Source organism: Pseudoalteromonas sp. NJ631 (assembly GCF_000276645.1).
Classification (GTDB): Bacteria; Pseudomonadota; Gammaproteobacteria; order Enterobacterales; family Alteromonadaceae; genus Pseudoalteromonas; species Pseudoalteromonas piscicida.
Genome location: NZ_AKXJ01000008.1, coordinates 174,008 through 191,303, shown reverse-complemented (window position 1 = coordinate 191,303; position 17,296 = coordinate 174,008). Strand labels below are relative to the sequence as shown.

The following is a 17,296-nucleotide window of genomic DNA, read 5'->3' as shown; positions in this document are numbered from 1 at the left end:
TTACGTTAAGCGGGTAAATTGAAAAGCTTTGTAGTGCTTCTTATCAATGCCCTAGTTGGTCGAGTAAGTCCATTACTTCAACGCTGGCATGTTCCATTTGGTTAAGCTGTTTTACTGCGCCTTGAGAATCGCCTGCTTTAAACTTTTTCATTGCTTCTACACCAGCTCTATGGACTTCTTTATGCGGAGCTTCTAGGCGTTTAAACGCGTTGTGACCGCCAAACTTTTGGGCGCCATCGCCACTAAACCACTTACCTAAGCGGCACATTGTATGATCGGCAAAGTCGCTGATATTTTTATGGCTATTGCCAATAATAACGTTGTATACGTCTCCTTTCCAAACGACATGATCGAGCTTTACTGTCTGGATAAAAGTTTGGGTGGTAGAAACCAAAATGGTGTCTTTCATTGAGTCACAACAACTTACTATTCCTTCGTATTCATCGTTTAGGTGTCCAATACTGTCAGATAGGGTGATATTAGACGCTTGAATTTCTTCCACAGCGCTCACGGTTGTATGAGTCGTATCGATGATCTTTTTGACCAGATCGGAGACTTCATTGGCGGACTCATTGGTGTTGGTTGCCAGTGCACGTACCTCATCGGCGACAACCGAAAAGCCACGGCCAGCTTCACCCGCTCGGGCGGCTTCAATAGCAGCATTAAGCGCTAGCAGATTCGTTTGATCTGAAATTTTTGAAATCGTCGTAACAAAGGTATTAATGCTATCGGCCATTTGTGATAGGCCGGAAATATTGGTGGTCATTCTGTCCATATTGCCACCGAGCTGCTCCATTCCTGCGAGTATTTTACGCAATGCGGTTTCAGATTTAGAAAAGGCGGAGTTTACTTGCTCAATTGAATGGCTTTCTTCTTCAATACTCATAAAGCTTGCAAGAACAGTTTCGCGGATCCCTTGCACTTGGCTTAATCCGGTCAATGCACACTGCAGTAGTTGATTGTCAGTATTATCATTGAGCGCAGCTTGTGAACTTACAACTTCTTGTTTTAATGACTCATTTTCAGCAATTAATTGCGCATTCGCATGTTTTAAACTGGCAATCTCTTGTTGCGCGGCTAATAAGGCCTGTTGGGTTTCATTGTTTGTAAATAGTTTTGCAAACACGTTATTTTCCCTTGTAACTTGATATTAACGCAAGCTTAGCAATCATTGGAAAATAGTGCTACCTCTTTAGGTTTTAAAAAAGCTATAAATTTAGAGAAGTTAGCGTAGAATTGTGGTTGGATTTTGGTGCGCTGAGCATCATTGAAATTGAATCAATAAAACTGTGTAATGGTGTTACCCTCTAGCACTAGATCTGAGTGATTTACCGCGTTTATCGCCATACATATGCTCATCGGCTTCGTGGATGATGAGATCAGCTTGTTTAGCTGGGTCAACTTTAACCATTCCAATACTAACGTTAATTTTGTAATCGTGTAATCCCTTTAATAATGCCGCTCTTACTTCGTCTGTATCCGGAAGCACCGCATTAATATAGGCAATAAATTCGTCTCCCCCGATACGAAAGCTGTAGTCTAAGCCAAAGTAATCTTTCATATTCTGGGTAAACTTAATCAAAACCTCGTCGCCAATATGATGGCCATAGTTGTCATTCACCTGCTTAAAATTATCCAAATCGAGGTAGAGTAGCCATTGATTATCAAAGCGATGTGTTTGCAAGCCTTCAAAACATGCGCGACGACTGCCCACACCCGTCATCGCATCATGGTTAGCTTCATAGCGCATCCGCTCCTCTAACAACCTTCTTCTCTCTACTTCTTTTTTTAGCTCTGTAATGCTGGCTCTTTTATTGGTGATCATGCAGTAAAAACCAAAGCTGATGAGTAAAAAACCGATATTTTTCAAAGAGGTGTCAAAATTAAGTAAAGGAATGGAAAAACCGTCGGTAAAATTATCAATAATATCAAGGAGTAGGCCCGCACAATACACAAGTAGGGCAAGGCGTAAGAACGGATTAGCGATTTCTCTGGTGATCAAATTGAATAAAGTGAAAGAAATGCCGAACCAGAACAACTCTTCGTAGCTCTCGTATTCGTAGTGACCAATATAGTACATGTAGCCACCAAAAAAGATGATAGCTATCCATATAACTAAGGGAGGTAACGCGCTTTTGATCAAAATACTTTGGCTTCTGGTGCTTCAGTTATCTTTAGTTATAGTTAATTGAGCTTAAGAAGCAAGCCGCTTATGCGTTTAACTCAAGTGCTTGAGCAATCATAAATAGATGACTAACAAAAACGAGAGAAGTCAGTACTGTTCGCATTTTTTGATAGTCTTTATGATAGTCACTCCAGCGAGACGAACTGCGCTCTATAAAATATACAAGCCAATATGCGATAGCTAGATAGAGAAGCAACCATTGTGGTGCTGCAATACTAAGTAAGGGGTATGGGATCACGACAATCACGGCCAGTATCGCTTGTTTGTTGGTTTGCTCACCTGCACGCCATAAACTTCCGGCCATAAAAGCTAGAATCCCCAGACTGTAAAACTGAAAAGCATGAAGCACGTCACTTGATACACCTGTCATTAGCGTCCACGCGATACAAGCCAAAAAGGGAACGAAGCCAAAGTAACCAAGTTGAATATGATTGAAGTACGGGTGCATAGTCACGCTCTGCTGTAGTTAATTGCTGGGATCATACCGTAATTATCTTATTTTTATACTCTTATGCTGAATTAGTTGATCATTTAAAAGTGAATTATCGGTTTTTCCGATTACAGTGATTCAAACAATCCATTTTATTTAATCATCACTTCCCTTTATCTTTGTACTCAAGCCAAGGCGAACAGTAATCGCCAACATTATTTTAAACTAAACAACAGTGAGGAAAGCGATGAGCACTTCATTAATCAATACTAAAATTCAACCATTCAACGCAACTGCATACCATGGTGGCGACTTCGTAGAAGTTTCTGAGCAAGACCTACTAGGTAAATGGTCAATCGTATTCTTTTACCCAGCGGATTTCACTTTTGTATGTCCAACAGAGCTTGGCGATTTAGCTGACTACCACGCACAGCTACAAGAAATGGGTGTAGAAGTTTACTCTGTATCGACAGACACGCACTTCACGCACAAAGCATGGCACGATGCGTCAGACACCATTAAGAAAATTCAATTCCCAATGATTGGTGACCCAACTGGCCGTATTACTCGTAACTTCGGTGTGATGATCGAGGAAGAAGGTCTGGCACTTCGCGGTACTTTTGTTATCAACCCAGAGGGCGAAATCAAAGTTATCGAAACGCATGACCTAGGTATTGGTCGCAGTGCTAAAGAGCTAGTACGTAAAGTACAAGCTGCTCAATACATCGCATCTCACGATGGTGAAGTCTGCCCGGCATCTTGGCAGCCAGGTGAAGAAACGCTAGCGCCTTCACTAGACCTAGTTGGCAAAATCTAATTTGTCAGGGGAGTGCTGCATGCACTCCCATCTCAACCGTCAAGATGAATCAAATTCATCGTTTTTGCGAATTTTTACTGTAGTTTCTGCAGAGGGTTACCTTATATGTTAGACAACCAAATTAAAACTCAACTACAAAGCCACTTTAGCTCTCTACAACGTCCGATTGAACTCGTCATTACTGTTGATGACAGTAAAAAATCGCAAGAGCTAAAAGGGTTAGCACAAGACTTAGCGTCCTTGAGCGATAAAATTACTTTATCTGAATCAAGTGAAGGTGAACGTATCCCACAAATGGTGGTGCGTGGCGTTGAAACAAAGAGTGAAATTACGTTTGCCGGTGTGCCTATGGGACATGAGTTTACCAGCTTGGTACTTGCATTATTGCATTCAGGTGGCCATGCCACTAAAGCATCGGCAGACGATTTGGAACTGATCAGGAATATAGATAACGCATTGAACTTTGAGGTTTACATCTCACTGAGTTGCCAAACTTGTCCGCAAGTCGTACAGGCCTTGAATCTCATGGCGGCTGTTAACCCAAATATTACCACCACCATGATTGATGGCGCTTTGTTCCAAGAAGAAGTGGAATCACGCAACATCATGGCTGTGCCAACCGTGTACTTAAATGGTGAACAATTTAGCCAAGGTGCAGTGAGCCTGAGCGATATACTACTCAAATTGGATAGTAAAGCTGGTGAAAAACAAGCGGCTTTACTTAACGAGAAAGACGTGTTTGACGTGCTCGTTGTTGGTGGCGGCCCAGCTGGTGCATCAGCTGCTATCTATGCTGCTCGTAAAGGGCTAAATACAGGAGTAGTTGCGGAGCGCTTTGGCGGTCAAGTTGCAGATACTTTGGGTATTGAGAACTTTATCTCAGTGCAAAAAACTGAAGGCCCTAAGCTGGTTGCACAGTTAGAAGAACATGTTAACCAGTATGGCGTTGATGTGATGAAGAACCAGCGTGCAGCGGCAATTAACAAAGGTGAAACCATTGATATCACGCTTGAAAGTGGTGCGGTATTAAGGGCCAAATCTCTAGTCTTGGCAACCGGTGCACGATGGAGAAGCATGAATGTACCCGGTGAAACCGAGTACAAGGGTAGAGGCGTAGCATATTGCCCGCACTGTGATGGTCCGTTGTTTAAGGGGAAACCTGTCGCGGTTATTGGTGGCGGTAACTCGGGTATAGAAGCGGCTATCGACTTGGCAAATATTGTAGAGCACGTCACGGTATTAGAGTTTGCCGATACACTTAGAGCTGACGAAGTGCTGATTAAAAAGGCGAAAAGCCTTGCCAACGTCACCATTATTAAAAATGCACAAACCACCGAAGTCGTTGGTGACGGCAATAAAGTAACGGGTTTGAATTACACAGATAGAGTGAGCGGTGGAGCTCATTCACTATCATTGGCCGGTATTTTTGTACAAATTGGGCTTGTACCAAATACAGAATGGTTAAAGTCGAGTGAAGTTGCACTTAGCCGCTTTGGTGAAATCGAAATTGATAGTAAGGGCGCGACAAGTCTGGCGGGCGTTTACGCCGCAGGCGATGCAACCACCACACCGTTTAAGCAAATCATAATTGCGATGGGTGGTGGAGCGACTGCAAGTTTAGGCGCTTTTGATTACCTAATTCGGTTAGGGCAAGACGACGAGCAAGCCGCTTAATTACTCGCATTACAGGAAAGAATCATTGCAGCAATACACCCATGCAATGCTCCCAAGCCACACTCTAGCAGTGTGGCTTTTTTTGCTTAGATTTCGAAGATTCATCGCTGCGTGAAGCAGCTCCTACTCTAACGTGTAGAATGCCCTGTGGGAGGAGGCTTATCCGCCGAGCAGTTACTAGCTTAGCTAATAGGATTTTGGCTGAATAAGAAACACAAGATCGCTGCGTAAAGCAGCTCCTACTCTAACGTGTAGAATGCGCTGTGGGAGACGATTTACCCGGCGAGAGCTTACTAGCCTAGCTGAGTGGATTATCTTCCGGTGAAGAAACACAAGATCGTTTCGTAAAACAGTTCCTTCAGTCCTACTCGCTACCAACGCGTTGTAATGACGCTGCCGATATAAACTGCTCAAAATGTTCACACCAAATAATAACACTCTGAAACTGGGCCAGATCAACTTGGCGATACTTGGGCTGAACGAACTGCGAAAATTGGTTTATGTTAGCAATTTCCACCATGGTGTGTTTTTGTGCTTTAAAGTCGGCTTCTGTCTCAATAAATGTTTTGGCGAGGTAAAGCCGATAGTCTGGTCCTGGGGCTATCTCACCCACAAATGCAATGTGGTTATCCGTAAAATAAATCTCTCCGATGGCGTAGTGTAATGCGTCTGAATCTTTAAGCTCCTTCTTGAATTGGCCTTTATATGTTGCGGCTTTACTGATCTCAAGTATTTCTGTGTGCTTAGCCGCCGGAGGTTGCGTCATTATCGGTAAAGTGTACACACCCATAATAAGCCCTATGATAAACACCAAAATGAGCAACAGTAACGTAAATAGCGTTCGCAAAATCATTTCCAAGTAAGCAGTAAAGTCAAAGTATAGCCAAATTATAAGGCTATAGTACAAAAAGCTACTACGTAAAAAGAATTGTTTTTAATCTTTTTGGTAGGAATAAAGTGTTTTTATTAAATGTAATTTAGTACCCAATGTAGATAAAGCTTTACACAGTGTAGCCCCTTCTGATTGTAAATTATTAGAGAATAAAGTATTTCAATTGTTTTGGTTATTGTAATAGTCAAATTAAACAGGTATTTAGGCCAGAATTATGGTGCAAAGGTATTTTTTAAATCAATCATAAAGTACTGAATGTAATTAATAATCTCATCTATTGTTATTGACTTTTGCTTGAGTAAAATGCCTCGAATTCGAGTTGATTCTTACAATAAAATTAACCTGGATACTTTTTTATTACAAAAAATGAAGGCGAGCATGCCATGGACGTGCAAGAACTTATCACTTGTTAACAATGACAGCGTTGTTTTTTACTGTCGAAGTACAGTGGCGCGACCAAGATAAGTTGTGTTTATCAACGTGCGAAACTTAGGTGCACAGATCAAGGTTAAATTTCGTGTGGCAAGCATCGATAGACTCTCGCTCATTCTAATCTTAATCGAAGTGGCGGCGGTTACTTCTCTAATACGAGTAGACGAAAATGAAAAACTCTATGTTAACAGTCAGTATTGCCATGGCACTTGGCTTGGCAGCATCGAACGCATTTGCACATGGTTATATGGATAGTCCAAAGGCAAGACAAGCGATCTGTGAAGAGCAGGGCGGATTTTGGTGGCCAAAAGATGGAAGCAATATTCCAAATGCGGCATGTCGAGCCGCTTACTTAGCATCTGAGCATGTGCAGTTTGTTCAAAAGCATGAGTTTGCAGCTAATGTTCCCGATTATTTTAATCTGCAGGCAGTACAAGCTACTGTTCCTAACAGACAACTTTGTGCGGGTGGCGACAGAAACAAAGCGGGCATGAATATCGCATCGAGTGAGTGGCAAAGAACCGCGATAACGCCAGATGCTCAAAACCAAATTAAAGTTAGATTTCGTGCAACAACGCCTCACAACCCGAGCTTTTGGCAGTTTTATCTTACTAAACCGGAAGCGGATACTCAGTCAACGCCTCTAGCGTGGCAAGATTTAGAGCTAGTACAAGAGTATGGCAATGTAGACTTCTTCGTCGCACCAGACGGTAAACGTTATTATGAAATGCAGGTTGCGGTGCCGAGTAAATTTAGCGGAGATGCTATCTTATATACGCGTTGGCAGCGTGATGATGTTGTAGGTGAAGGTTTTTACAATTGTAGCGACGTCACGATAGTACGAGATACTACACCGACTGAGCCAGTAAGTTGGACGTCTGCTGGCTTTTTTATCAAACAGGGTCAACTGGCCAATGTAGGCGATACGGTATGGCTACGTGTTTTTGATGGTGATGGCCAAGAGTTGGTACAAGAAAAACTGTCGATAACACAAAGCAATATCAATCATTGGGCAGCGCAATTTGCTAGCACACTTAATAATAATCATGCGAATACGTTACAAATTGGCGTACAACAAAGTGACGGCAATATTGTATTTGATGCTGCGCAACTCGCTGCTAATCAGCTATTTGTCAGTGATACCCAGTACACTTTTAACCTTGCAATTTTAGCTAAGCCACAAAACCGTGCCCCTGTGATTCATACCCCCGCCGATATCACGCTAAAAGAAGGCTCAAGCACATCACTTCATGTTCATGCGTTTGATGATGACAAAGATCCACTCACCTTTGCATGGCAGATCCCTGCGCCACTGAGCTATAGCGGTAGCGGTGCAACTATCACGCTGGCTGCGCCAGAGGTTCAGCAAAATACCGACTATCAGGGGCAAGTAAGCGTTTCTGATGGCACGTTTGAAAAAACCGTTAGCTTTACCATCACAGTGACTAACCAAACCGCGCCACCAAATGGTGATACGTGGCGTGCCGATCAAGTTTATACCGCTGGTGATACCGCAGTGTATCAGGGCAAAAGCTATCGTGCTAAATGGTGGGTAAAAGGTCAAAAGCCCGATCAAAGTGATGCGTGGGAGCTGGTCGACAAGTCCGATGCAAGTAACACATGGAATGCTAATAAGGCATATACCGGCGGCGACAGGGTGAGTTATCAAGGCGTTGAATATCAAGCGCGCTGGTGGACCAAAGGTCAACAACCAGACAAGCACTCAGTATGGCGCAAGCTGTAGTCTAAAACCCCGCTGAAAAATCACTGGTAGATACCACTGCCAGTGACCTTAATCTCAAATGCAAGTGTAGCAGTGTTGGCTTTTCGACAGACGTTAAATTTATAAAAATGCAATATATAAAATTTTTTAGTAGTTTTATTTTAGTTTGGTTGTAAAAAATATTTTCTCATTATTTAACTGGATTTTTAAACTTACTAAAAAAGTGTTGTTGTGGTTTTGTGGGTTTTACATTTATTGTGGTGTTTTCACTTTTGCAATTTATAGATTGGTGCAAATTTATAGGTGTTTAATTTATATTTTTGTAGTTGGGTTGAATTTCTTGTTTTCAATGTTATTATTCTGTTGGTTTTTTAATTAAAAGGAAATTTCATGAAAGTTTTATCTATTGGTGCATTATTATTCGCTATAAGTACAACAGCTTTTGCTGGCAACCCAACGAGTGTAGGTGATGTTGTTGCTCGAGATCTATCAATTTCAGGCCTAGGTTGGGCTGGGCACGTTGGGATCTGGGACGGTTCAAAAGTACTTGAAGTATTGAATGATAACACTGTTATTCACAAAAACACGCTGAGTAGCTTTAAAGGTGCTTCCTCATACTGGGGCGCGAAGTACGGTCGAGGTACTAGGCATGGAGAAATCGTTGAAGCTGGGTGGGCACAACGTAGCTTTGATCCAGAATATACAATCACAGCACAATATACAGAAGGTAAATGGGTATATAAAGATGGTAGTTTTGTAAAAGTGAAGGCAAAGTTCCGTTGTGATACTTTTGTGAACTACTCATACAAAAAGGTTACTGGCGAGAATTTAGTTACCGTTTTCACTCCGAGAAATCTTTATAATAGCTTCCCAAGCACTAGATAATTTGAGGTGGATATGAAACTAATTGCAAAATATGTAGCATTACTTTTATTAGCTGTTTTTTTTGTTGTCATTTATTTTGTATCCACAGCAGAAAAGGAAGTAAAAAAAACTGCAGAAAATAATGAGACAGTTCCTTTTGTTAGTCAGTCAGAGCTCATAGCTACACTTCCCGATTTTTATGATATGGATGTTAAATTGACAGATAAAGAAAATAATAAAATGTTAGAGTTAGCAGATACGCTTACTTTAACATTAAAGAATAGTTTTGGTACAAAGGCCATGCTTGATTTTGAAGCTGAGCTAATAGAGCTATTAAAAGATCCGAATATATCAAGAAAAGATAAAATAAGTATATTGTGGAATATGGTACAGCAGTTAGGCGTGGAATCAGAGCAAGGCTTGTATGTGCTTGAATATATGAGTACGTTTGCTCCTATTGAGCTGTCCAATGAGTTAATTTCGCTATTCGAAAGTGCATCAGAGCGGGCAAAATTTGGCTTACTAAATGTACTTGAGACTATCTTACTGGTTAATGGAGAAGAGGCGAAAGTTTCTGCCACGCATTTAGCAGAAGTAAAGCAGCAATTACTCGATGTAATTAGTGGTCAGCTAGCCAATGTGGAAGATCCTGCATTAGGCTTTTCAATTCTTGAGGCTGTTGTTGGTCATCTTCCTTTTGAGAAAGCCAAACTACTGATAGATGACCAGTTTGTGATATCAGAAAATAAATCTAATAACGTATCAAATGATGCTATCAGAGCAACAAAAGCTGGAATTTATAATCGCCTCGCATTAGCTAACCCTCAATCAAGGACTGAATTTTTGCCGCAATATATTCAAACTCTTAATAATGAGCCGTCACAAAAGGTAGAGCGAGAGTCGCTAAGGCAAGATCTCTTTAATATTATCAGAATAGATGAGTTTATGAATGAGGCTCCGCATGAGTTTAAGCAAACGGTGAATGCATTTTTGGCACGAGATCTTCCTGTGATGGACATCGACAGTGCTGAATTTGATTACGATGCCGTAAAGCTGTATTCAGACTTGTCAATTGCGATGGCAAAATTGAGTGCATCGGCTCAACGCTCTAGTGAGAGCATATATACACAACAGATTAATGCAGCTAAAAGCCCACTTGAGCAAGCTATTTTAATAAGTCGTTCACCGTATCAGCTAAATGAGTTATTAACTGATGAGTTTACCCGAGCAAGAATTAGCAATGACTTGCGAGCAGAGGCCAAACGAATAGGTGCAGATTCTGCCTATGCTGATTTGCTAAACGATGCCGCATCTCGGTTGTAGGTAAACACGTTGTAGCCACCTTTGGTTGGCTACAACACTTACTACGTAATCACAAATTACATTAACTGTTGTGGTTTGATTTCAATATTAGCGCTATCAGAGCTTACCCATACTTCGCCATCTTGAATAGTAATAGCAAGCTTAATACTGCGATCTGCTAATTGGGCTAAAGCCTGAGTCGCGCTATAATCCAAGCTGAAAATACTTAGATTTTTAAAGTCGTATAATTTGGGCTGGTGTTTTTGCCACCAAATCGCCTGATTATTTTCGCCATAAGTATAGAGGACCACTTGTTTTGATTTATTACACGCTTTTTTAAGGCGCTTTTCATCAGGCAGTCCTAGTTCAACCCAAAGCTCAATCTCTTCGCTGTAATTCTTAACCCATAGTTCAGGTTCATCATCAGCGCACAAACCTTTAGTAAACTCTAGTCCCTCACACGCATTTAGTGCATAAGCAAGTAAACGGATCATTAACCGTTGTTCGTTTTCAGAAGGGTGCTGGGCCAGCGTTAAATTAAAGTCTTGGTAAACATGTCTGTCCATATCACTGAGTGATAGTTGGGCTTTAATAATAGTAGATTTGAGCGCCATAAATTTGCTTAAAAAATTTTTGCGCCAGTATAGCGGGTTGAGATAACAATTTACAGAATGTGATTGTAGAAATGAAACACAGCCTCGCAATGAGACTGTGCTTATTTGAATTGCTTAACGCCCTAGCAGCTAATTGCAGCTATTTGAGATATTCCAAATATTGGGCAAAGACTCTTTTAGTTTGCTTACTTGAGCACAGTCGATATTTGGGTTTCCATACAGACTTAAATATTTCAGATTGGTCAAATTGAATAGCGGCGACAGATCTGAAATGTTGGTATAGTTCAACTCTAAGCGGGTAAGTTCGGCGTAATCTTTAAGTGAACCATAGTTTGTCAGCTTGGTGCTATCCAAGTCCAAATACGTTAAGGTAGTAGGCAAGCCAAAAAGCGCGAAGTCATATACGGTTTGGCTATTTGTATTTAACTCAAAGGAGGTCAATGATTGAGGAAGTGTAGCCTTAGCCGTTAGTGCCCCCGTGAGAGAGTAGACATCTAGACTTTTTAAGGTGTGTAGCTGAGCTAAACTAGGATCTCGCAACAACGCACTGTTCACTGAGCCACTTAGTGTTAAAGCCTTAATAGCTTCAAACTGTGTAATTCCATTTAATGATTCAATCGCTGAGCCATCGCAAGACAGTGAGGTATCACGTACAGCATCTTGGTATCCGCGTTTTTCAATACATTGCTTAAATGCTTCATCGGTAATTAAGCTCAAATCGACCGGCTTCATAATACAGTTATAGTTAGAAATACTAGTTGTTACACCATCAAGAGATTTTAATAGCTCCTCATCATCACAATAAATGGCACTACTTTTTATTTCAAGCCTTTCCAGTGTGTTTAAACTGGCAAGCATGTCAGCTCTAAAAAACGTAGAAAAGTTTTTCAGTGTTAATGACTTAAGTTTAGTTAATGATGCTACCTCTGAGATATCAGCCGCTTGAGAATAGTTAATAAAGAGAGTTTCTAAGTTTTCAAATTGAGATACATGGGCGATATCTTCTAGTTCTGTAAAGCCGCTGAACTTTAACGATTTCAGGCTCGTGTTTACACCTAAAGAGTCAAGTGTTGTGATTTTTGTTTCATTACTATAATGGTATTCTTTTAATAACTCGGCTGATTCGAGCGCAGGAAAGTTAGTCAAGTTCACCATGTTTGAATATCGGTTACTTTTTACATTTAATGTCTTTAAGTTCGGTAACGTTGCCTCATTTGAAGCCTCAAATAAACTAACTTCTAGGTTAAGTGTTTCTAATTCTTGCATTTTACTTAACGTATCTAGTGCAAAGTTTGAGTAATCGTTGTAGACGGTGAGGTCGCGCATATTTTCAAGCTCAGATAATGCGCTAAAATCTGTGCTATTATCCATTTCACGAATGTACAATTCGGTTAGGTTTGGTGTGAAACTTAGCCAACCTAGATCATTAACGCTGCGTAACTGATTGAGCTTCAATGATGTTAACTTCGGCATCATTTGCAAAAACCTAAGAGAAGAAAGGTTTAACCTTTCCAAAGATAAGGATTGTAGTTCCGTAAAAGTTGATAGCTTGCTGACATTATCAACGGTTAAATTGTTTAATGACAGAGAGGTCAGCTTCGTATTACCACTGATGTCCGCAATATCAAACTCAACATTGCTATGATAAGTACTAAGACCCAATTTTTCCAACTCACTAAATTTTTCTAGGAACGAGAAATCTTCAATCTGCGTTCTGCTGAGTACGAGTGTTGTGAGATGTGTTTTGGCTTCTATTGCCGTTGAATCAGCGGCTTCGATAGTATCAAGTGTTAATGCAGTGAGGTTAGGTATGGCGCTTAAAAATGACAGTGAGTCCAGATCGTTTATGTGTGTCAAAGATAAACTCTGCAAGTTACTAAAGCGTTTTAGGGTACTCTTATCATCAATGCTTAGAGAACGTAGGGTCAAACGAGTGAGCTTATCACTTGGAAGTTCACTGAGCTGTATCGTTTCATATTGGTCACTGTAGTTGTCTATTTCAAGGGTATGAAGTTGTTCAAAGCCTGATAAATCTAACAAAGAAAAATCTAGGCGCTTACTATAATTATCACTTTCTTGGGCTTCAACAATAGACAACGACTCAAGTGTATTGAGCTTACTAATCTGCTCTAAATGTGCATCATTATTTGAGCTGTTCTCAGCTGCGGCAAACGCGTTATCGAGCTTTAATACCGTGAGCGTAGAAATTTGAGCTAACTCGTCGAGATTATTCAATTCTGCGTTTTTAATAGAAACGGTTGATAATCCGCTAATACCTGATAGCCCTGCTAACGTTGCTACTGGGTAGTCTACACATTCAACTATGGAAATGCCCACATCCTGATGTGTATCTGATAAACATTGCGCGAGCGCCGCGTCTGAAATCGTTAAGCTTGAAAGTGGAGCGTAAGCACTTAGGTTGACAGTTAATTCTTGTGAGCTTGAGGCCCCTTTGTCGTCTGTCGCGGTTAGCTTAAATGTTAGCGTGGTCGCTTCATTGATGTCAGGCGCACGAAATTCGAGCGTTTCGCTAGTGTTGTTTGTTAGCTCAACAGTTGTACCTGCTGTCTGCTCCCAAAGCAAAGTTTCAATCGGACCATCTTCATCAGTTACGGTCGCAACGGCTGTGATTGAGTCTCTTTCCATCGCAGTAATTGGTGCTATGGTCGCAATTACTGGTGCTTTATTTGTTGATGCGACTGGTGTATCGCTTTTGTCACTGCCACTACCGCCGCAAGCTGCTAGAGTGGAGGTGAGTAATGAGGCTACGATTCCCTTGTATATAGTGTTTTTAATCATCTTGATATCTTATTTTGTTTTATTGAATAATCAGTGGGCGTGGGAGTGTACTTTATTTGGAAACTAGTTTCCAATAATTGCACTAACAAATAAGTTGACCTTTTTTGATTATCATGTGGATGTTTTTTAACATGTTGTTTATTAAATAGATATATTACTAAAACATGTGAAATTTTGCGTCGGCTGAATTTTTATCGCTACCAGTTGGCATTCCTGAAGATGTGCGAAAAAGTTGTCGACTTCCAGTGAGAATAGTGCTTATTATTTTTGAATCGGCAGACTTTTTCTCTCGATAGGCCCATGTCAAAGTGTCATGAAGCGCACTGACTGAAGGCTATAAAATTAGGATGGGTATATGGATAAGCTAAAAGCAATTGCAGTATTTAGGCGCGTTGTCGAGCTTGGAAGCTTTAGCGCGGCGGCCGATGATTTGTCGTTATCAAAGGCCGCGATAAGTAAAAATATCAATGAACTTGAGGCGTATTTAAAAAGCCCCCTTATTCATAGAACCACGCGTAAGATGCATGTAACTGAGAGCGGACAGCAATACTATGACCACGTCAGGACTATTTTGGATGAATGGGCTAGTGCTGATCTTTCTATCATAGAGTCTTCGCAGCAACTTTCAGGGCTTTTAAGGGTCAATATTCCAATGTCGGTAAGCATATTAATGTTAAATCCAGCCATTTGTGAATTTATGAAACAGTACCCCGAAATATCGGTAGAAGTTGTTATGAACGACCAGTATATCGACTTAGTCGAACAAGGGATTGATATCGCAATACGTGGAGGAGAAACATTAACAGATTCCACGCTTAGGTCCAGAAAACTAACCACTATGGATCGCATCCTTTGCGCTTCTCCATCGTACTTAACACAATATGGTACACCTACAAGTCCTCAACAACTGATATTGCATAATTGCTTGGTTTATAGTCTATCTTCTTCAGCAACTAGGTGGACATTTTCGCGTGAGGACGACACTCAGGTTGTCAACATTCAGAAGAGCAATTACTCTGTTAATAACGGTTTGGCTTTAAAACAAGCAGCATTAGCTGGGCTTGGAATCATGATCCTTCCAAAAGTGTTTGTTGCAAAAGAAATAAACTCTAGTGAATTACTACCATTGTTACCGGATTGGAAAATTAGTCCCCATGCGCTCCATGCGGTTTATCCCTATCATAAAGCGCAGTCACAAAAAGTGCGTGTATTCATTGATTTCTTAACTTCCTACTTAAAATATGAATGACTCAGAGAATAGTCTAAACGCGACATAGTATGCGCGTACACTGCTGTTTTATTGTTTACTCTCAGTGTTTAATTTGTTTACTGAAACTATGTTTTTCTACTCATAATTAATACTTAGACTTGGAAAATAGGCTCGACAGTGATGGTTTTGCCTTACTTGTCTAATTGTTTGAGGAGAAATTAATATGAAGAAGTTTTCTAATTTAGTGCTTGTTGCGCTTGTTTCGGTATTGCCCCTATCAAGCTGTATCGCCAATGCTACGCAGAGCGAGGGGCAGCTTATACTGTCGTATAGTGATGGCAGAGCTGAGTCAAAGGGGATTGCGCAGGTAAATAAAGTATTACGTCGTGTCGGAGTGAGGGTGAGCACCGTGAATATTCCAGAAGAGGCTCGGCCTATTCTGGAGGTATCCAAGAAAAGGGCGATTAACGAACAAGAAAGCATGCAGTTACTGTCGTTATTTTCTTTACACCGAGGTGAGCTACTAAACGAAATCAAGCAAGCAGGGCGTCAACCGGAAATGCATCGTGGCGGATTTCTATCTACTTCAGAGATAGGCGTTGCACCTTATCCTAAGATATACGACATGAAAGCGATGAGCAGCGAAGTTAAGTCATATCTACAAGAAAAGTTTGGGAAACTACATGTCAACAGCGCTGAAAATGGCGTCGGCATCGATGAAGTGATGACGATTGTATCAGGTGGCCCATGGACGTGGTTCTTTTTACTACCAGATAACGTGATCGGTAAGCTAACGTTAGGACAGGTAAGTAATCACAGTAATGCATGGCGTATTAGCTACCCAGGACTTGTTCCACACGGAGGCTTTTTGGACTCTGAATATGGCTTAGTAGTGGCCTACGCGCACGGGCCAAAAAATTTCGTCATGCGATATGAAGATCCGAGTGTGGTGGGTGCTGAACTCTTAGGCACTAATGCATGGATTGATTTTACGTCGGAGACACCAACATTATTAGATTAAGAATACCTCAGCGGTTCCACAGCGCTTTTTGAGGTGACGCTTAATTGCGACATAAAAGAAGCGAGGCCATATAGCCTCATTGGTTGGAGAATAGAGTGGTAAGGACAACGGGTTAAGGGCGTGTGCTAGCGCGCTCCTTTTCCTGAAGTCGCCTAGTCAACGTTTGCGATTGCGGATTCTATACGATTTTCACAAAGGGTAGTACCGGGCAGTGTCGCACAGTATTCGCCAGCTTGCTCGAGTCCGATGCGCTGCGTATTACGGGCGGAAATACGAGCTGTAAGCTGTTCGATTTCAAGCGGGTCTTCAGACACAGCTTTAAATGCACTCAACCTTTCTATTTCGTCATAAACTAAATCTTGATAACTTCTGAGTCTGGCAGACAGTGCAATATAGCGGTTAGACAGTGCGGTGTGACCAGCATAGGCGAGGTCATAATGGCCAGAGTCTTCATAGCTTTCGACTTCGTACTTTAAAACGTTTAAATGTTCGTCTTTAAGGTCGTCGACATACTCTCCACCGTCTAGTAAGTAGCTAAATAAATTGTCGGCGTATGTAATACAGGGAGTTAGATTATCGGTTTTGCAGTGCATGGTGCCATTTTTACTGAGTCTAGCGAGTTCTGGCGTCATACCCCCATCGGTATTCACCTGAATCGTATAGACGGCATCTTTGGTTGCCTCTTGAAATACTTTGGTTTTAGTAAAAGTTTTACTGAAAAAAAGAAATTTCACTTTGATTTTGGTCTGAAACCATTCGTATTTTGTGCGATCTTTAAAATGGAGTTTAGCGGTAACATAGATACGAGAACCAAGTTTGATATTGTGGATGAAGCTGTCACCACAGCGGTTTCTTACCTGAGTCGGATCTGTACTGAGCAGCTCGACAAAAGCGGGTTTGGTGGTTCGATTTTCAAAGTTATAACTTCCTTTTTCATAGGTTAACTCGACCGCCGAGGCTGCTGAATTTCTATTTTTGGTTACTTTCCTGCGCATGGAAAATTTGGCTGAGCCACCAAAAATAACTAAGTTGATACCAGCCTTTACACTACCTGTAATGGTATTGATCATGGTGTCGGAGTCAAAATCGCCACGATAAGCCAAGTCGCCCATGCTACCACCCTGAAATTGCCACTGACCATCGAGGCACGATTCAAGCGGTATGCCTAATTCCTGTTCAAATCCCTGCCCGAGTTGTTCATGCTCAGTATTTAAAGAGTAATAGGTATGTGCATTTGCATAAAAGCTTAACAGGCCACAGAGCACTATTAATATGGTTCTTAAGTGCATACATAAATTCCTGTAGATGGTTTACTGTGGGAGAGGCGAAGAAG

At 41.2% G+C, this 17,296-nt stretch carries 14 protein-coding genes; 7 read left to right on the top strand and 7 right to left on the bottom strand.

Annotated features, from left to right (window positions below; genetic code table 11):
* Positions 1-43 precede the first annotated feature (43 nt).
* The 3 genes from A587_RS0114990 to A587_RS0114980 all read right to left on the bottom strand — a co-directional run bounded on the left by A587_RS0114990 (position 44) and on the right by A587_RS0114980 (position 2,633).
* Positions 44-1,126, bottom strand: coding sequence for a methyl-accepting chemotaxis protein (locus tag A587_RS0114990; protein WP_010377853.1), 1,083 nt, complete (start codon positions 1,124-1,126; stop codon positions 44-46).
* Between the two features lie 174 nt (positions 1,127-1,300).
* Positions 1,301-2,080, bottom strand: a complete 780-nt coding sequence (locus A587_RS0114985) for a GGDEF domain-containing protein (RefSeq protein ID WP_017218245.1) — start codon at positions 2,078-2,080, stop codon at positions 1,301-1,303.
* A gap of 130 nt (positions 2,081-2,210) precedes the next feature.
* A complete protein-coding gene (locus A587_RS0114980; protein ID WP_017218244.1) occupies positions 2,211-2,633 on the bottom strand; it encodes a DUF3429 domain-containing protein in 423 nt (140 codons plus the stop codon).
* A gap of 229 nt (positions 2,634-2,862) precedes the next feature.
* Here A587_RS0114980 and ahpC point away from each other — a divergent pair, with 229 nt between their 5' ends.
* Together ahpC and ahpF are read left to right on the top strand one after the other, a co-directional pair.
* Complete coding sequence (gene ahpC, locus A587_RS0114975) at positions 2,863-3,432, top strand: alkyl hydroperoxide reductase subunit C (RefSeq protein WP_017218243.1); 570 nt, start codon at positions 2,863-2,865, stop codon at positions 3,430-3,432.
* Between the two features lie 105 nt (positions 3,433-3,537).
* Positions 3,538-5,106, top strand: coding sequence for an alkyl hydroperoxide reductase subunit F (gene ahpF, locus A587_RS0114970; RefSeq protein WP_017218242.1), 1,569 nt, complete (start codon positions 3,538-3,540; stop codon positions 5,104-5,106).
* 364 nt (positions 5,107-5,470) lie between these two features.
* Here the strand turns inward: ahpF and A587_RS0114965 are convergent, their stop codons facing one another.
* Positions 5,471-5,959 carry a DM13 domain-containing protein gene (locus A587_RS0114965; RefSeq protein WP_017218241.1) on the bottom strand — a complete coding sequence of 163 codons (489 nt, stop codon included), beginning with the start codon at positions 5,957-5,959 and terminating at the stop codon, positions 5,471-5,473.
* A gap of 640 nt (positions 5,960-6,599) precedes the next feature.
* Between A587_RS0114965 and A587_RS0114960 the strand changes: the two genes are divergently transcribed.
* From A587_RS0114960 to A587_RS0114950, 3 genes are all read left to right on the top strand, one after another.
* A complete protein-coding gene (locus tag A587_RS0114960; protein WP_026001005.1) occupies positions 6,600-8,174 on the top strand; it encodes a lytic polysaccharide monooxygenase in 1,575 nt (524 codons plus the stop codon).
* A 369-nt stretch (positions 8,175-8,543) separates the two neighbouring features.
* The gene (locus A587_RS0114955; RefSeq protein ID WP_017218239.1) at positions 8,544-9,038 is read left to right on the top strand and encodes a hypothetical protein; all 495 of its coding nucleotides are present in this window, start codon (positions 8,544-8,546) and stop codon (positions 9,036-9,038) included.
* 12 nt (positions 9,039-9,050) lie between these two features.
* On the top strand, positions 9,051-10,340 hold the full coding sequence (locus tag A587_RS0114950) for a hypothetical protein (protein ID WP_017218238.1): 1,290 nt from the start codon (positions 9,051-9,053) through the stop codon (positions 10,338-10,340).
* Positions 10,341-10,396: 56 nt separating this feature from the next.
* Here the strand turns inward: A587_RS0114950 and A587_RS0114945 are convergent, their stop codons facing one another.
* Complete coding sequence (locus A587_RS0114945) at positions 10,397-10,933, bottom strand: YaeQ family protein (protein ID WP_017218237.1); 537 nt, start codon at positions 10,931-10,933, stop codon at positions 10,397-10,399.
* A gap of 129 nt (positions 10,934-11,062) precedes the next feature.
* Positions 11,063-13,732 carry a leucine-rich repeat domain-containing protein gene (locus A587_RS0114940; protein WP_017218236.1) on the bottom strand — a complete coding sequence of 890 codons (2,670 nt, stop codon included), beginning with the start codon at positions 13,730-13,732 and terminating at the stop codon, positions 11,063-11,065.
* Positions 13,733-14,087: 355 nt separating this feature from the next.
* On the opposite strand from A587_RS0114940, the gene A587_RS0114935 reads away from it, so the two are divergent.
* Together A587_RS0114935 and A587_RS0114930 are read left to right on the top strand one after the other, a co-directional pair.
* Positions 14,088-14,981, top strand: a complete 894-nt coding sequence (locus A587_RS0114935) for a LysR family transcriptional regulator (RefSeq protein ID WP_017218235.1) — start codon at positions 14,088-14,090, stop codon at positions 14,979-14,981.
* 184 nt (positions 14,982-15,165) lie between these two features.
* The gene (locus tag A587_RS0114930; protein WP_017218234.1) at positions 15,166-15,963 is read left to right on the top strand and encodes a hypothetical protein; all 798 of its coding nucleotides are present in this window, start codon (positions 15,166-15,168) and stop codon (positions 15,961-15,963) included.
* A 152-nt stretch (positions 15,964-16,115) separates the two neighbouring features.
* Here the strand turns inward: A587_RS0114930 and A587_RS0114925 are convergent, their stop codons facing one another.
* Positions 16,116-17,252, bottom strand: coding sequence for a hypothetical protein (locus tag A587_RS0114925; protein ID WP_017218233.1), 1,137 nt, complete (start codon positions 17,250-17,252; stop codon positions 16,116-16,118).
* Positions 17,253-17,296: the final 44 nt, after the last annotated feature.